The organism is Paraburkholderia caledonica NBRC 102488 (assembly GCF_000685095.1).
Lineage (GTDB): Bacteria > Pseudomonadota > Gammaproteobacteria > Burkholderiales > Burkholderiaceae > Paraburkholderia > Paraburkholderia caledonica.
Genome location: NZ_BAYE01000011.1, coordinates 110,834 through 124,237, shown reverse-complemented (window position 1 = coordinate 124,237; position 13,404 = coordinate 110,834). Strand labels below are relative to the sequence as shown.

The following is a 13,404-nucleotide window of genomic DNA, read 5'->3' as shown; positions in this document are numbered from 1 at the left end:
ACTTTTCGCTACGCCTTTGTTATCTGTGTTGGAGTGGCGATGCTCATCGCAATGTGCGTTATGTCCGCCGTCGTGCTAGCTCAGCAGCCCAACGCTGTTGTCATCAAAGATTTTATGTTCTCGCCGATGTCGCTTACGGTCAAAGCCGGGGCGACCGTGACCTGGAAAAACCTTGATAGCGAACCGCACGTGGTCGTCAACGATGCGGGTCTCTTCCGCTCGGCCGCGCTTGATCAGAACGACACGTATCAGTTCAAGTTCGATAAGCCTGGAGTGTATAAGATCTTCTGCAGCATACATCCGAATATGAAGGAGACGATTACTGTGCAGTGAAGAGTTCGGGTAGAAGGGCGGGCGCTGAAATACCACTGAGTTCAGCCGCCAAAATGAAGTGACATGTGTACCTCGTCGTACATGTGTCCGTCGACCATCAAGGAGTTGCGCTCCCGCCCGAACTGCTCGAAGCCGAGCGACGTATAAAGGCGAATTGCCGCCGGGTTGTTTGCGTTCACGGTCAGGTTCACCTGTGTGATGTCAGGGATAGACCGCGCGAAGGTCAGCACCTCGGCGACGAGCTTTCGGCTCACGCCTAAACCCCGCATGTCTGGCGCGACATACACGCCCCACAGAAAAGCCTTGTGGTTAAGTTTTCGCCGGTTCTCGCGGCCAAGTCCAGCTATTCCTATTAGCCGCGAGCCTTCGAAAGCACCGAATACTCCGCGGTCGTTGCGCGCCGTCAGTTGAGCTTCGATGACTTCAGCCGAACGGTCTACTTCCTCTTCGTAGCTAGACGCGAAAGACGTGGGAGCTTCTCTGAGTCCGCAGAGACGGAGCGAGTGGAACGAAGGGGCGTCTTGTGTGGCAAGTAGACGTACAAGCATTTTGGCGGATCCTTTTGTCGCAGATAGATCGATTAACGATGATGTCACATGCAACAACCATCGCGACAACTAACGCCGCGATGACTCCGCGAGAGGCTTACTGCGACGAGTCTTTCGCGCACGTTCGCTCGTACCCGGCTCTGCCGAATTCTGCGCGGCGGCCGTCACGATCCACTTCTTGAACGCAATGACCGCGTCATCGTTCGCGCGATCTTTGTTCACGACCAATGTGTAATCGGGTCCACGCCCAGCCGGCTCTGTTATAGGGCACACGAGACTCCCTGTTGCGATCTCGCGCTCGATGAGCGGCAGCGACGCCAACGTTACCCCTAGGCCCTCAGCGGCTGCGCCCAGTTGAAGAAAGACATGGTCGAAGTCGAGATGGCGCGCGCTCTGCAAGCCTGGTGCGCCAGCCTCCCGTAACCAGTCGGACCAGGCTGTGCGGGTACTTGCAGAGTGAAGAAGCGTGTGATTTCGCAGATCGGCGACCGTCCTGATCGGGTGGGTTTTCAGCACCGCTGGACTGCAGGCGGGCAGACGCAAATCGGGCATCAGCGCCGTTGACGTGAGGCCTGCTGCCTCCTCGGGCCCTGAACGCACGCCGACGTCGAAGGCGTCGCCGACATAGCGCAACTTGCGTGAGGTCGTCGAGAGACGGACTTCGATGTCCGGGTAACGCGCCTGAAAATCTGCCAGCCGCGGTATCAGCCAGCACAACGCAAAGCTCGCCAGCGTATTCACGCGTACTACACCCGCTATGCGACGCGTAGTGGATTTGTGGCGCAAGCGGGTGACCGAGCTGCTCAGCCGTGCAAACGCACCTTCGACATCGTTCAGGAGAGCCGCGCCCTGGTCGGTAGGAACGACGCCGCGAGAGCGGCGCTCAAAGAGCGGGACGCCGAACCAGTCTTCCAGCAACCGGATCTGTTTGCCGACTGCCCAGTGCGTGACGTGCAGGTCGCTCGCCGCGGCGGCGAAACTCCCAAGGCGCGCGACCGCCTCGAAGTGCCGCAACGCATTCAATGGCGGCAACCTCTCCGCTTCTCTCTCAGAGCGTTTCTCCGTGCGTTTCTCAGTTCTCATGTGGTGACTTTTTCTCCCGTCTACCCCAATTTTACGTCAGTTGTGGCGGGTTCTGCGCGAACCTAGACTAGGGTCTTCTGTAACGAAACGCGCCAGCGGTCGCGATGGTCCGAGCTTGCGCCATTTCATTGGACTATGAGACTTTTCTCTTTCTCCTCCCCGACGACAGACGTGACTGACGGGCCCGGTCAGTCGAGTTCTGTTTCACGCACGCGCGTATTGTGGCTGTCATGCATGGCGCACGCGCTGCACGACGGTTACACCGACATGATCTACGCGTTGCTGCCCGTCTGGCAGGCGGAGTTCGGACTCAGTTACGGCGCCCTGGCAATTTTGCGCGGCGTCTACGCTGGCACGATGGCGACGTTGCAATTGCCTGCTGGACGCCTCGCACGCAAATTCGGCACACGCGCGACGCTTGCGGTCGGCACGTTCCTCGCCGCGCTGGGCTATGCCGTCGCGGGCATATCTGGAACCCTGCTGGGCTTATGTGTCGCGCTGGCCATCTCCGGCGGTGGCTCGAGCACGCAGCATCCGCTGGCTTCGGGAGCAGTGTCGCGCGTATATGGACGCAACGCCCGGGGGCCGCTCAGCATCTACAATTTTTCGGGTGACCTTGGAAAATCCGCGCTGCCAGCGGCTATCTCGCTTCTTATTACCATCATGCCGTGGCGGCATGCGCTTTGGGCCGTGTCGATCGTCGGCGTGTTAGTCGCGGCAGTGATTGCACTTTTTCTCCCATCGATACCGCGTGGCGATTCGTCCATGCAGAAAGCATCGAGGCAGCACGGCAACGACTCGCGATCCGGCTTCTCGCTGCTCTTCACGATCGGCGTGCTCGACACAGCCGTGCGGATGGGCTTGTTGACCTTCCTGCCCTTTCTCCTGAAAACGAAAGGCATCTCGCAATCGATGACGGGTACAGCACTCGCGCTCGTCTTCATCGGCGGCGCCGCGGGCAAGTTCCTTTGTGGCTGGCTCGGCGCTCGCGTGGGCGTGATCGGCACCGTCTTCGCCACCGAAGGCGGTACGGCCGCGTTGATCCTTGCAGTGATTTACCTTCCCTTGACGCCTGCTATGGTCTTGTTGCCGCTACTTGGCGCGATGCTCAACGGGACGTCGTCTGTTCTTTACGGCACGGTGCCCGAGTTGACTTCGGTCGATCGCACAGAGCGGGCATTTGCGCTTTTCTATACCGGCACCATCGCGTCGGGAGCGCTCTCTCCGGTCGTGTATGGATTTCTCGGCGATCAAATCGGTGTGCACGGTGCCACTATTGCGACTGCCGCCACGGCGCTGACGGTCTGGCCGTTGGCGCTTGCACTTCGGCCGCATCTGCGCACCACGTGAGTTCGTTCGCGACGCACGCTGGCTCCTACTCAATCGCTCGCATCGGTTCTATTTCGGCCCAAACCAATATCTCGACATCATAGGAGGTTCGCTCGATGAATACAGTTCCGCAGGCGCCGCTAATTCTGATAACGGGCGGAGGCCGTGGCGTAGGCGCGGCGACTGCGCGGCTTGCTGCCGCACAGGGTTACGATGTAGCGATCAGTTTTGTTTCCGATGAATCGGCCGCCCGTGCCGTGGCGGCCGATGTAGAAGCTGTCGGTCGCCGGGCTTTAGCCGTGCGTGCAGATAGCGCCGATCCTGAGCAGGTCGCCCAGCTGTTCGCCGCGATTGACCGGAAGTTCGGCCGGATCGATGTACTGGTGAACAACGCCGCGATAATTGCGCAGCAGTCCGCACTGGAAAATCTCGAATTCGCGCGGATGCAGCGCATCTTCGCCGTCAACGCGATAGGCCCGATCCTTTGTGCGCAACAGGCGGTGAAGCGCATGTCGTATCGTTACAAAGGGCGCGGCGGTGTTGTGATCAACGTTTCATCGGCATCGGCCAGGCTTGGCGGTCCGAACGAATATGTGGACTACGCTGCATCGAAGGGTGCCGTCGAGACATTCACTACCGGATTCGCCAAGGAAGTCGCGCGGGAGGGGATACGCGTCAACTGTATTCGCCCCGGGCACATCTACACTGACATGCATGCTAGCGGCGGCGAGCCTGGACGAGTGGATCGCGTCAAAGACTCGATTCCGATGGGAAGAGGCGGCCAGCCCGAGGAAGTCGCACGAGCAATCCTATGGCTCGCAAGCGAAGAGGCTTCTTTCATTACGGGCACCTTCCTCGATGTCACTGGCGGCAAGTGACATCGGGGTGTCGCCCGCGATACCCGTGCTCGCGCGCCTGCGACAAGCTGCATAAGCTGCCACAAGCGGCCATACGGCAGCCATGTGACAGCCTGCGCTGGCGAGCCCTTGTTTGTCACTGCGCGCGAAGTGCCGGGTGCTTCATCAAAGTCGCGGCTGCGGACGACGACGAAGCAGGGTTCTGACCGGTAATCAGAAGGCCGTCGGTGACGACGTACGGCGCCCAGTCGTCGGACTTCGAATAAATGCCGCCCCGCGCCTTCAGTTCGTCTTCCACGAGGAACGGCACGATCTCGGTCAGCCCCACCGCGGCTTCCTCGGAATTCGTGAAGCCGGTGACCTGCTTGCCCTCGACCAGCGGCCTGCCGTCCGGCGTGGTGACATGGCGCAGCACACCGGGAGCGTGGCATACAAGCGCAATGGGCTTGCCTGCCGCGATAAACGACTGAATCAATTCGATGGAATGCCTGTCCTCCGCGAGATCCCACAGTGGCCCGTGACCGCCGGGATAGAAGACCGTGTCGAACTGCGCCTGCGAAACACTGTCGAGGCGAACCGTGGCCGCAAGCTGCGCCTTCGCGGCTTCATCGGCCTCGAAGCGACGGGTCAAATCGGTCTGATTGGCCGGCTCGTTGCTCTTTGGATCGAGCGGCGGCTGGCCGCCTTGCGGCGACGCAAGCACGATCTCCGCGCCCGCGTCCTTGAATGCGTAGTAGGGCGCTGCCAGTTCTTCGAGCCAGAATCCCGTCTTGCGGCCTGTGTTGCCCAATCGATCGTGCGAGGTCAGAACCATCAGTACTTTCATGTTGTTGCTCCTTCGAGTGGGACGGTTAGTCTGCTGCTTAGTAGACCAGTCGTCTAGTAAAAAACCGATAAGAAAGGTACTTCGTAAACGTGCCGCGTATATCTGTTTTTAGCCGGAAACGGGGTGAAGCATCAACCGGGTGCTCGCCATGGCAGTCTCGAACGGCTGCAGATTGCGCACGATCTTGACCATCACGCTAGCACCCAGCCACAGCTGATAGAGACTTTGCGCTACGCTCGACGGGTCTTCGCTGACCGGGAGGGAGCCTTCCTCCACGCCGGCCTGAATAGCGCGCGCCAACCGTTCGACGATGCCCGACGTGCCGCGTTTTAGCGTGGCGCGCATGGCCTCGGACATGTCCGCAACCTCCGCGCCGAGCTTCACGGCGAGACACTTGCCCTGACAATCGGAGAATGACTGAGTCTCCTGCCAGATCTGCCAGTAATTCATCAGGCGCTGCGCCATCGTCAAACCGGGCTCGCCCAGCGTATTGTCCATGTCAGCCAGGTATTCGTCGAAATAGCTTTCGAGCAGTGCCACGCCAAACGCGTCTTTCGAACCGAAGTAGTGATAAAACGAGCCCTTCGGCACGCCCGCGGCGGACAGGATCTCGTTCAACCCCACGGCCGAAAAACCTTTCGCGCCGATGATTCGCTGTCCGACGGCGATGATGTTGTCGCGGGTGTCAGCCGACATCGGTGATGTTTGCGATAGCCATGTGTGGACTATATAGGCTAGTAGACCAGTCGTCTATAACTTTTTAGCGTCGGTAACAAATTACGAGGAGCCACGTCCGACCGAGAAGGACGTCCTCTCGCCCATAGCGCAACCCAAAAAACGGTCGTTGCGCCGGCTCTATGTGCCACCTACTATTCAGTCTCAATGTCTGGACGAAGCCGGACAGCCCGGTCGAAATCATTGATGGCCGCGTGCAGTCGCGAACTCGCCCAACTGCGGAGCAAATAATGGCTCGACTGCTATCGGTGAATGTTGGACTTCCGCGAGACATCGAATGGAAAGGCCGTACTGTTCACACCGGCATCTGGAAGAGTCCCGTGCAAGGTCGTTGTTGGGCGGCACGGCTGAATCTGGCGGGCGACGGTCAAGGTGACCTGGCCGGGCACGGTGGGGAGCAGCGGGCTGTCTTCGTTTATCAGACCGATTCGTACCGTCACTGGCAGCAGGAGTTGAACAGGTCCGACTTCGTGCACGGACAGTTTGGCGAGAACTTCACGGTCGAGGGACTGCCCGACGCGCTCGTGTGCGTTGGCGACAGATATCGAATCGGCAACGCGCTGTTCGAGGTGACGCAACCGCGCGTTACCTGCTATCGCGTCGGCATCCGAATGAACGAGCCGCGAATGCCGGCGTTGCTCACATCGAGTGGAAGACCTGGGTTCTATTTGCGCGTCGTGCAAGAGGGCGAAGTGGGCGCGGGCGATGAGATAGTGAAAGTCGGCGAGGCAGAAGAGCAAATGACCGTCGCGCAGATCAATGCGCTGCTCTATTCGCCGGATCACCCGCTGGATCTGCTCGAACGCGCGTTGCGAATCAAAGCGCTGTCGCCGGGATGGCGTTCCTCGTTCGAGGCGTTACTTCAAAGCCGCACGACCGGCGCGGCGAATGGGAACGCCGGGCTAGCGCCCGCGGCGGCGCGCCACGCGGTTCAGCCTGGATTCCGGCCGCTCACGGTGGCCGCGATCGAAGAGGAGTCCGCAGACGTTGTGTCGTTCACGCTGAAAAGTGCGGACGGTCAATTGCAACCGGCCTTGCCGGGCCAGTATGTCGTGCTGCGTCTTCGACCGACCGCGGACGGGCCGCCGCTATTTCGCAGCTACTCGCTCTCGGGCCAGTTGTCCGCAGAAAGCTACCGGATAAGCGTGAAAATCGAGCCCAACGGCTTGGCTGGAGCCTGGTTGCGCCAGCATGTGCACGCAGGCGACACACTCGATGTCAGTTCGCCTCGTGGTAGCTTCGTCCTGCAGCCTGGAGACGGCCCGATAGTACTGCTCAGCGCAGGAATCGGCGCAACGCCTGTTCTGGCTATGCTGCACGCGCTGTCGTCGCAACAGTCGACGCGGCAGGTCTTGTGGCTGCATACCGCGCGTGACCGGCAGCATCATCCATTTGCCGTGGAAGCGCGGCGCCTTATGCTCTCGCTCGCGCATGGACGCAGCTACGTTTCGTATAGCGCGGCAGGACCGAATGACCGGCTCGGCGAAGATTTCGACGCGACTGGGCGACTGTCGCAACAAATCCTCAGCGAGGTTGGCGTTTTTCGCGACGCAGATGTCTATTTGTGCGGACCGGCGCCTTTCATGGCCGACATGAAGAAAGCGCTGGCCGCGTTGGAGATTTCACCGGAGCGGATTCATGCAGAGACTTTCAACGGCGGAGAGTCGTTGAATCCTGGTATCGTCGATTCGCAGAAACGAACGCCGCATCGCCCCATGGACGAGGCCAACACCGGTCCGCTGGTCTCGTTCGCGCGCAGTGGCATTGCTGCGCGCTGGAACGGCTCAACTTATCAAAGCATTCTGGAGCTAGCCGAGGCATGCGATGTGCCCGTTAGATGGTCGTGCCGCACTGGCGTCTGTCACAACTGCGAGAGCGGACTGGTCTCCGGTTCCATCAGCTACGATCCCGATCCGCTCGACCCACCGACACGCGGGAACGTGTTGATTTGCTGCTGCAGACCGCAGGACGACGTGGTGATCGACATTTGAATGATTGAGCGGTGTTCAATGTGTTTGCAGTCACTAGCACTGCCGCTAACTGCCGAAATACGGGTTGCAGAATCCGGGCGGTCCGACGCATTCATCGCTGGATTTGCTCTTGTCCATTGGCGCCCCGCTCTTATGACCCGCGTCGCTCGCACTCGAAGGCGCGGGGCCTTTTCCGCTGTGCAGCATCTTCATCTGTTCGACTTGATGCTGATAAATTGGGCTCACGTCGGGATACGACGCATCGGTCACGAAGTTCAAGCCATTGTTTTGCGCGTCAATAAGTTCTCGGCGCACCTCGGCGCGGGTTTTCTCCTGCGCCGATGCATGGCCGATTGAAAAGAATGAAGCGGCGGTGAATGCGAAGGCAAGACAAAGATGTTTGATATTCACTTGGTACTCCTATGCGAGATAAGTTGAAACGGGAAGCGTGCGAATAGCTTTCGGCGAGCACGTACGCCCGCTCAGCTTTCCCAGCTTTGCTCGGGTGTCGATCATGCTGCGGTATCGACGCGAGCCTTCGGCCATGGAAGCAGGTTGTCGATGGAGAGCGGACCCGCGCCCCGAAACACCAGCGCGGCGAGGCACGCAAGATAGAGCAGGTCGGTCTCGTACCCGGGCGGGCCGAATTGTGGACCAGCCGACGTGACCGCCATCAACTTGATCGATGTAAAACCGAATGGCAGGTGTACGGTGAAGATTGCGACGAGCAGCACTGCCACCATCGGTATGGTGACGAGAGGCACGAATGCACCGACCAGAATCGCAAAGCCGCCTAACAGTTCGATTGCAATCGTGGCCCATGCCATGAAGTGCGGAGCCGGCACATTGAGCGCGTGAAGGATCGCCGCGAAGTTTTCTGGGTGTTTGGCGATCTTCGCGTAGCCATGCGCAATGAAGCCGTAGCCCACGATTAAACGCAGCGGTAGTTGCGACCAACGCGCGAGACGCGCGGCAAGCCACGTAGGGCTGATAACCCCGGATATCAAACGGATGATGGACATGCTCAAAGCCCTTTTCTCGGAACGGTAAGAAGTAGTCGTGCCGGCTTCCCGTGAAGCGAGGCAAGTTGCGACTGCTATCCGGTAAGTCGCGAGAAACGGAGGTGTGGTTACAGCGTTCCGGCAATTCGTGGGTTATCAATGACGCCGGCTCGCGAGTCGCTGCCAGCGCGTCAGGGCGTACAGATATTTTTTGAGGATGCTGTAACTATCGGGCGCCTTCCGCCGACTTAACACTTATGAGGTGTGGCGGACGCAGCATCGCCCGCACGAATTTCTAATTGAGCAAGGGACGATGGATAAGTGTCTGTGATCGCGCCCGATGAAACGACCCATCGCGCGGCTGCGAATGGAGTGGAAGAACGATTGAAAGCTTTGCTACACCGGGCGATCGACGGCGATGCGACGGCGTATGCGTCGTTTCTGCGAATACTTTCCGGTTATCTGCGTGGCATGCTGAGACGACGCTTACGCGCCTACGAGGACGACGTCGAAGACGTGCTTCAGGAAGTGTTATTCGCGCTGCACAACGGGCTGCACACCTATCGGAATCAGGTGCCGTTGACCGCATGGGCGTCCGCCATTGTTCGCCATAAGGTAGCGGATTTTTTGCGGGCCCGTGCCCATCGCGAGGCGCTGCACGATCCGATTGTCGACGATGCAGAACTGTTCGCAGTGTCCGAAACCGAATCGCTCGATGCGCGGCGCGACATCGGCAGCCTGCTCGAACGGTTGCCCGAGCGTCAGCGCGCGCCAATTCAGCACGTCCGGCTACATGGCATGTCAGTAGCAGAAACCGCGAAGTTGACGGGGCTTTCGGAAGCCGCAGTCAAGGTCGGCATTCATCGTGGCATCAAGGCGCTGTCGCGCCTGATTCGAGGATAGGCAACATGAACACAGATCAGGTCATTTCCCTTCTCGCGACGGGCCTCGTACCGCAAAGCCGGCGCGCCGTGTTCAACCGTTTCTGCATTGCGTTGACTATCGGCGTGCTGGCGGCGCTCGTGGCGGTCGTCGTCAGCCGCGGAGTGCAGCCTGGTCTTGCCGCGCTTTTCACCAGGCCCTTGTTCTGGGGCAAGCTCGCGTTTCCGCTGTTGTCCGCAGCCGCCGCCATTCTTGTCGCCGCGCGTCTGTCGATTCCCGGCTTCTCGCCGGGACGCGCGTGGTTCTTGCTCGCCTTGCCATATGCGGCGGTGTGGGCGGCAGCGATTGCCGTGCTGATGGCGGCTCCTGCAGCGGCCCGCGAGGCGCTCGTGTTCGGTCATACATGGAGACAGTGTCCTGTACTGATCGCGTTGCTGTCGGTGCCTTGCTACCTTGCATTGTCGTGGGCGATGCGGGGGCTCGCGCCCACGCGGCTGCGGCTGACCGGTGCAGCCACTGGTCTGCTGTCCGGAGCGCTCGCCACGCTCGCTTATGTGCTTCGCTGTCCCGAAATGAGTGTGCCGTTCTGGGCGGCCTGGTATTCGGTCGGGATGGCGATTCCGGCGCTCGCCGGTTATCTGCTCGCGCGCGTGTCGCTTCGCTGGAGTTGAGCGTGTAAGGCAGCCGCGCCAGATTGTCCAGGGCAACGATCTATAAGCGGATCGAGTAACCAGTAAAAACAACTTTGAAAAGTTACGAAAGACGTCTACGATAGAGGCCACAACTCGCAGCGTAGTCGGCTCGATCCTGCGTCTCTACTGGAGGTCTTCATGTCTAACGGCAACAGCATTCCATCGGTATCGATCAAGCGTATCGAGGCGGATGGCATCGATATGTTCTATCGGGAAGCAGGCGAGAAGGACGCACCGGTGGTCCTGCTTCTCCACGGGTTTCCTTCGTCGTCTCACATGTATCGCGATCTGATTCCAAGACTCGCCGACCGCTATAGGGTCATCGCGCCAGACTTACCGGGCTTCGGCTTTACGAACGTTCCTGCCTCGCGCAATTACAAATACACATTCGATGCGCTGGCGGAGACAGTGGCGGCCTTTGTCGACAAGCTCGAACTTACGAGCTACGCGATTTACGTGTTCGACTATGGCGCGCCGACAGGTTTTCGTCTCGCAGTGAAGTACCCGGACCGCGTGCGTGCACTGATTTCGCAAAACGGCAACGCGTACGAAGAGGGGTTGGGCGACGCCTGGGCGCCGATCAGAAAATTTTGGGCTGAACCCTCGGCGGCCAACCGGCAGGTGGTTCACGACGCAGTGTTGAACTACGAAGGAACCAGGTTTCAGTATGTGCACGGCGTATCGAATCCGGACTCGATCGCACCTGAGTCCTACACACTCGATGCGGCGCTGCTGGAGCGCCCAGGCCAGAAAGATATCCAGCTGGATCTGTTTCTGGACTACGCGTCGAATGTGAAGATGTACCCGACGTTCCAGAAGTTCTTCCGCGACGTGAAGCCGCCTACGCTGGTCATCTGGGGCAAGCACGATCCGTTCTTTATTCCGCCGGGCGCTCAGGCCTTTCGCCGCGATATCCCGCAAGCAACGGTGACGATGCTCGATACCGGACACTTCGCACTCGAAACGCACGCGCAAGAGATCGCGTCGGCGATCAGGGAGTTGCTTGGTTAACTTGCCTGATTCGGGGTGCGTCGTCATCGCTTCGACTGACCGCGCTTCAAAAGTGGATGGCGCGTTCTTGTTATCGGAAAGTAAGGGCGGACGAAATGTAATTGCTCGCGGAGCGCTTTACTCAAGCTCCGCATTGTCTTTCTGACGTTGGCGAAATTGCGCCACTTTGTGGCGGTTCCCGCAAAGGGCCATGCTGCACCACCTTCTACGGTGCGCTTTGGTCCTGTCGTAGAACCATAGTACGCAATCGTCTGCCTCGCACTTGCGAACCAGATCGAAGTCGCCCGTCGCGATCAGCTCCGCGGCAGCTCGGGCTACGGGTGCCAAAAGCTGTTCGGGTGTGTCGATATCAAAGTGATCTCTGACTTCCAACTCGCCGTTGCTTGCCCGCGCCAGTTGCACTGTGTATCTGCCGTGCATTAGAAACGAGTTAAGCGCGCCGATATCAATGTTCTTGCCAAGTTTGCGCTGCGTAAGCAGTTTTCGGATCATTTCTCTCAACGCCCGCGCGCTCTCCGCCAGGACGTCACGCGGAAAGGCGCGCGGGCCCCGTTCGCTCACATAACCCGTTCTCTGCAGCCAGGCTATCACGTCTTTATTCGTTGACAGGTACTCCACCGGCCCGTCTTCACCTTGCGCGAGGGTGTTGAGAAAATCCAGCGCGGGGTTGTCGGCAAGTATCAGGAATTCTTGGGCGGGCATCAGGCGTTCTCCGGTAACCTGATCCAAATTGTAACCGTTGAAATTGCGTATAACAAGTTATTGAGGAGTCTTTGCCAACCGCAATCGCACGCAGAAGCAGAAGCACATATTCTGTGTGCAATCAGTTGCGAGCGGAGATCAATTCTGACGGCCGCGCGTCTGGAGCGGCTTCGGCATCGTCGTCCCGTCGTGTTTCTGGCATGAATACCGCGAAGAAGACAAGCGCAAACACGCTGATTGCAGCCAGGGTGAGAAACCCCGGGGCGAAGCCGAACTTCTCGACGACATAGCCACCCGTCACATTGCTGAGTGCCGCGCCTATTCCGACCGCAAGCGCCATCAGACCCTGCGCAAGATTGAACCGGCCCGTTCCGCGCATCACGTCGGACGCGATAACCACGCCGATCACGCCGAAGATGCCGGCAGCGATCCCGTCGAGTAACTGGATCAGGACCACCGCATACGGGCTGCTGGTCATGGAAAAGAGCACACCTCGCACCGGCAGCACAGCCAATGCAACGAGGAATATGCTCTTGCGTCCAATTCCCCTGCGTAGCGCGTGACCCACACCCGCCGCGACCGCGACCATGACGAGTTGCGCCGCGATTACGCACGCGCTCAGTGCGATGACATCCATTCCCGGATGCACTTTAGCGATGACCTGGCCCGCAAGCGGCAGCATGGCCGCGTTGCCGAAGTGAAAGAGCATCACGGAGACAATGAACACCTTCAGGTCACGCTTTTTCCATAGCGCTGAGAAGCTAAGCGGATTGTGGCGCGTGGGCTCATCTGAAGTGCTGTCGGCACCGCGTGCAAGCTCATGGTCAATTTCTTTCGGGTTGATCAACAGCACCACGAGGGCGCTCGCTATTGCGAACGCGCATACGAGGTAGAACAGCCATTTGACGCCGACATACTGTCCAAGCCCGCCCGCCAGGATTGCAGCCGTGAAGTTCCCGGCGTGGTTGAATCCTTCGTTTCGGCTGATCCGAGCGGGCATCAGACGGTGACCGACCACGCCAAGGCTCAGCGCGGCAAGGCAGGGAGGAATGATTGCGGACGCTGCGCCGAGCGTGATCTGCGCGGCGAGCACGGTGGGCAGCTTCGGAAAAAACGCGATCAGAATACATCCGGCTGCCACCAGCAAACCCGATATCGCGATCAGCAGCCGCTTCACGCGAACCGTGTCGACAATCAGGCCAGCGGGGATCTGGCAGATCGCCGCTGCAATGCCGCTCGCGGCCATGACGAGGCCGATGTTCCCCGAGCTCCAGTGCTGGGTGCCCTTGAGATACACCGACAGGAAGGGCCCCAAACCGTCGCGAACATCGGCCATCAGGAAATTGAGCGCATCCAGACCGCGCAGGCTTCGGGACGATGGACGCACGGTTGCTTCGCGCTCCAGTGATTGGTGTGCACGATCCGCGTTCACGAT

15 protein-coding genes are annotated in these 13,404 nt (G+C 59.5%); 7 read left to right on the top strand and 8 right to left on the bottom strand.

Going from position 1 to position 13,404, the window contains the following annotated elements:
- The first annotated feature begins 39 nt into the window (after positions 1-39).
- Positions 40-333, top strand: coding sequence for a cupredoxin domain-containing protein (locus BCA01S_RS21775; RefSeq protein ID WP_227471206.1), 294 nt, complete (start codon positions 40-42; stop codon positions 331-333).
- 41 nt (positions 334-374) lie between these two features.
- On the opposite strand, the gene BCA01S_RS21770 is transcribed toward BCA01S_RS21775, so the two are convergent.
- Positions 375-881: a GNAT family N-acetyltransferase gene (locus BCA01S_RS21770; RefSeq protein WP_027778739.1), complete on the bottom strand. Its 507-nt coding sequence runs from the start codon at positions 879-881 to the stop codon at positions 375-377.
- Between the two features lie 69 nt (positions 882-950).
- Complete coding sequence (locus tag BCA01S_RS21765; RefSeq protein WP_027778738.1) at positions 951-1,964, bottom strand: LysR substrate-binding domain-containing protein; 1,014 nt, start codon at positions 1,962-1,964, stop codon at positions 951-953.
- 135 nt (positions 1,965-2,099) lie between these two features.
- Between BCA01S_RS21765 and BCA01S_RS21760 the strand changes: the two genes are divergently transcribed.
- Positions 2,100-3,314, top strand: coding sequence for an MFS transporter (locus BCA01S_RS21760; protein ID WP_027778737.1), 1,215 nt, complete (start codon positions 2,100-2,102; stop codon positions 3,312-3,314).
- Between the two features lie 95 nt (positions 3,315-3,409).
- Entirely contained in the window at positions 3,410-4,171 is a 762-nt protein-coding gene (locus BCA01S_RS21755; RefSeq protein ID WP_027778736.1) for a glucose 1-dehydrogenase, read from the top strand.
- Between the two features lie 115 nt (positions 4,172-4,286).
- On the opposite strand, the gene BCA01S_RS21750 is transcribed toward BCA01S_RS21755, so the two are convergent.
- The gene (locus BCA01S_RS21750) at positions 4,287-4,976 is read right to left on the bottom strand and encodes a type 1 glutamine amidotransferase domain-containing protein (protein WP_027778735.1); all 690 of its coding nucleotides are present in this window, start codon (positions 4,974-4,976) and stop codon (positions 4,287-4,289) included.
- A gap of 108 nt (positions 4,977-5,084) precedes the next feature.
- The gene (locus tag BCA01S_RS21745) at positions 5,085-5,672 is read right to left on the bottom strand and encodes a TetR/AcrR family transcriptional regulator (RefSeq protein WP_027778734.1); all 588 of its coding nucleotides are present in this window, start codon (positions 5,670-5,672) and stop codon (positions 5,085-5,087) included.
- 269 nt (positions 5,673-5,941) lie between these two features.
- On the opposite strand from BCA01S_RS21745, the gene BCA01S_RS21740 reads away from it, so the two are divergent.
- Positions 5,942-7,702: an MOSC and FAD-binding oxidoreductase domain-containing protein gene (locus BCA01S_RS21740; protein ID WP_027778733.1), complete on the top strand. Its 1,761-nt coding sequence runs from the start codon at positions 5,942-5,944 to the stop codon at positions 7,700-7,702.
- 45 nt (positions 7,703-7,747) lie between these two features.
- Here BCA01S_RS21740 and BCA01S_RS21735 read toward each other — a convergent pair whose 3' ends face one another.
- Both BCA01S_RS21735 and BCA01S_RS21730 read right to left on the bottom strand, forming a co-directional pair.
- The gene (locus BCA01S_RS21735; protein ID WP_063831977.1) at positions 7,748-8,092 is read right to left on the bottom strand and encodes a DUF4148 domain-containing protein; all 345 of its coding nucleotides are present in this window, start codon (positions 8,090-8,092) and stop codon (positions 7,748-7,750) included.
- A 101-nt stretch (positions 8,093-8,193) separates the two neighbouring features.
- A complete protein-coding gene (locus BCA01S_RS21730) occupies positions 8,194-8,703 on the bottom strand; it encodes a DoxX family protein (protein ID WP_027778731.1) in 510 nt (169 codons plus the stop codon).
- A gap of 306 nt (positions 8,704-9,009) precedes the next feature.
- Between BCA01S_RS21730 and BCA01S_RS21725 the strand changes: the two genes are divergently transcribed.
- The 3 genes from BCA01S_RS21725 to BCA01S_RS21715 all read left to right on the top strand — a co-directional run bounded on the left by BCA01S_RS21725 (position 9,010) and on the right by BCA01S_RS21715 (position 11,267).
- Positions 9,010-9,585: a sigma-70 family RNA polymerase sigma factor gene (locus BCA01S_RS21725; protein ID WP_027778730.1), complete on the top strand. Its 576-nt coding sequence runs from the start codon at positions 9,010-9,012 to the stop codon at positions 9,583-9,585.
- A gap of 5 nt (positions 9,586-9,590) precedes the next feature.
- Positions 9,591-10,235 carry a DUF1109 domain-containing protein gene (locus tag BCA01S_RS21720; protein WP_027778729.1) on the top strand — a complete coding sequence of 215 codons (645 nt, stop codon included), beginning with the start codon at positions 9,591-9,593 and terminating at the stop codon, positions 10,233-10,235.
- Between the two features lie 159 nt (positions 10,236-10,394).
- Positions 10,395-11,267, top strand: a complete 873-nt coding sequence (locus BCA01S_RS21715; protein ID WP_027778728.1) for an alpha/beta fold hydrolase — start codon at positions 10,395-10,397, stop codon at positions 11,265-11,267.
- A 117-nt stretch (positions 11,268-11,384) separates the two neighbouring features.
- On the opposite strand, the gene BCA01S_RS21710 is transcribed toward BCA01S_RS21715, so the two are convergent.
- The gene (locus BCA01S_RS21710; protein WP_027778727.1) at positions 11,385-11,969 is read right to left on the bottom strand and encodes a CGNR zinc finger domain-containing protein; all 585 of its coding nucleotides are present in this window, start codon (positions 11,967-11,969) and stop codon (positions 11,385-11,387) included.
- Between the two features lie 121 nt (positions 11,970-12,090).
- Entirely contained in the window at positions 12,091-13,401 is a 1,311-nt protein-coding gene (locus BCA01S_RS21705) for an MFS transporter (RefSeq protein ID WP_244146017.1), read from the bottom strand.
- Positions 13,402-13,404: the final 3 nt, after the last annotated feature.